This is a genomic window from Stenotrophomonas sp. WED208 (genome assembly GCF_040984485.1).
Lineage (GTDB): Bacteria > Pseudomonadota > Gammaproteobacteria > Xanthomonadales > Xanthomonadaceae > Stenotrophomonas > Stenotrophomonas riyadhensis.
In genome coordinates this window covers 2,501-5,340 of sequence record NZ_JAZARB010000003.1, presented here as the reverse complement: position 1 = coordinate 5,340, position 2,840 = coordinate 2,501, and the positions used below count along the sequence as shown (strand labels likewise).

Below are 2,840 nucleotides of genomic sequence, written 5' to 3'. Positions count from 1 at the left end.
GGGTGTAAACCCTGGCGATGACCTACTCTCGCATGGCTTGAGCCACACTACCATCGGCGCAGCTGCGTTTCACTTCCGAGTTCGGGATGGGATCGGGTGGTTCCACAGCGCTAATTTCACCAGGGAGGCTTTTGGAGAGTCGCACTCGTCCCGGAGGACAAGGCGCCAGCCTCGCATAGTTCTTGTGACGTAGCGTGCACTTGGATGCTCTTACGACGTTGTCGTAAAGCCAAGGCAACTTGAGGTTATATGGTCAAGCCTCTCGGATCATTAGTATCAGTTAGCTCAATACATTGCTGTACTTACACACCTGACCTATCAACCACGTAGTCTACATGGTTCCTTCAGGGGGCTTGTGCCCCGGGAGATCTCATCTTGAGGCGCGCTTCCCGCTTAGATGCTTTCAGCGGTTATCGCTTCCGAACATAGCTACCCGGCAATGCCACTGGCGTGACAACCGGAACACCAGAGGTTCGTCCACTCCGGTCCTCTCGTACTAGGAGCAGCCCCTCTCAAATCTCCAACGCCCATGGCAGATAGGGACCGAACTGTCTCACGACGTTCTGAACCCAGCTCGCGTACCACTTTAAATGGCGAACAGCCATACCCTTGGGACCGACTACAGCCCCAGGATGTGATGAGCCGACATCGAGGTGCCAAACACCGCCGTCGATATGAACTCTTGGGCGGTATCAGCCTGTTATCCCCGGAGTACCTTTTATCCGTTGAGCGATGGCCCTTCCATACAGAACCACCGGATCACTAAGTCCTAGTTTCCTACCTGCTTGATCCGTCGATCTTGCAGTCAAGCACGCTTATGCCTTTGCACACAGTGCGCGATGTCCGACCGCGCTGAGCGTACCTTCGAGCTCCTCCGTTACTCTTTAGGAGGAGACCGCCCCAGTCAAACTACCCACCATACACGGTCCCCGACCCAGATAATGGGCCCAGGTTAGAACGTCAAGCACGACAGGGTGGTATTTCAAGGATGGCTCCACTGCAGCTAGCGCCACAGTTTCATAGCCTCCCACCTATCCTACACAGACGAACTCAACGTTCAGTGTAAAGCTATAGTAAAGGTTCACGGGGTCTTTCCGTCTTGCCACGGGAACGCTGCATCTTCACAGCGATTTCAATTTCACTGAGTCTCGGGTGGAGACAGCGCCGCTGTCGTTACGCCATTCGTGCAGGTCGGAACTTACCCGACAAGGAATTTCGCTACCTTAGGACCGTTATAGTTACGGCCGCCGTTTACTGGGGCTTCGATCAAGAGCTTCGCCTTGCGGCTGACCCCATCAATTAACCTTCCAGCACCGGGCAGGCGTCACACCCTATACGTCCACTTTCGTGTTTGCAGAGTGCTGTGTTTTTGATAAACAGTCGCAGCGGCCTGGTTACTGCGACCCTCTTCAGCTATAGCTCGCACGAGCCACCAAAAAGGGTGCACCTTCTCCCGAAGTTACGGTGCCATGTTGCCTAGTTCCTTCACCCGAGTTCTCTCAAGCGCCTGAGAATTCTCATCCTACCCACCTGTGTCGGTTTACGGTACGGTCTGCGTAAGCTGAAGCTTAGGAGCTTTTCCTGGAAGCGTGGTATCAGTGACTTCGCCTTAAAGGCTCGTCTCGGTGCTCGGTCTTAAAGGATCCCGGATTTGCCAAAGATCCAAACCTACCGCCTTTCCCCAGGACAACCAACGCCTGGTACACCTAACCTTCTCCGTCCCTCCATCGCACTTACGCGAGGTGCAGGAATATTAACCTGCTTCCCATCGACTACGACTTTCGTCCTCGCCTTAGGGGCCGACTCACCCTGCGCCGATTAACGTTGCGCAAGGAAACCTTGGGCTTTCGGCGTGCGGGTTTTTCACCCGCATTATCGTTACTCATGTCAGCATTCGCACTTCCGATACCTCCAGCAGACTTCTCAATCCACCTTCAACGGCTTACGGAACGCTCCTCTACCGCGCATACAAAGTATGCACCCCAAGCTTCGGTTCACTGCTTAGCCCCGTTAAATCTTCCCCGCAGACCGACTCGACCAGTGAGCTATTACGCTTTCTTTAAAGGGTGGCTGCTTCTAAGCCAACCTCCTGGCTGTCTGTGCCTTTCCACATGGTTTTCCACTTAGCAGTGAATTTGGGACCTTAGCTGTGGGTCTGGGTTGTTTCCCTTTTCACGACGGACGTTAGCACCCGCCGTGTGTCTCCCATACAGTCCGTCTCGGTATTCGGAGTTTGCAATGGTTTGGTAAGTCGCGATGACCCCCTAGCCATAACAGTGCTCTACCCCCGAGAGGATACATATGAGGCGCTACCTAAATAGCTTTCGAGGAGAACCAGCTATCTCCGGGTTCGATTAGCTTTTCACTCCTAATCACACCTCATCCCCTACCTTTGCAACGGGAGTGGGTTCGGGCCTCCAGTGCGTGTTACCGCACCTTCACCCTGGGCATGACTAGATCACCCGGTTTCGGGTCTACTGCCCGCGACTATGCGCCCTTATCAGACTCGGTTTCCCTTCGCCTCCCCTATACGGTTAAGCTTGCCACGAACAGTAAGTCGCTGACCCATTATACAAAAGGTACGCAGTCACTCCTTGCGGAGCTCCTACTGCTTGTACGCACACGGTTTCAGGTTCTATTTCACTCCCCTCTCCGGGGTTCTTTTCGCCTTTCCCTCACGGTACTGGTTCACTATCGGTCGGTCAGTAGTATTTAGCCTTGGAGGATGGTCCCCCCATGTTCAGACAGGGTTTCACGTGCCCCGCCCTACTCGTCTTCACTGAAATGGCCCTTTCAGATACAGGGCTATCACCTTCTATGGCCGCTCTTTCCAGAGCGTT

Annotated in this window: 2 rRNA genes (1 of these 2 cut by a window edge); both read right to left on the bottom strand. The window is 54.1% G+C overall.

The features are described 5' to 3' along the window. Positions 1 to 9: 9 nt before the first annotated feature. Positions 10 to 124, bottom strand: a 5S ribosomal RNA gene (gene rrf, locus VPH47_RS21285). A 125-nt stretch (positions 125 to 249) separates the two neighbouring features. Beyond that, positions 250 to 2,840 (bottom strand): 23S ribosomal RNA (locus VPH47_RS21280) (it continues 287 nt past the right edge of the window).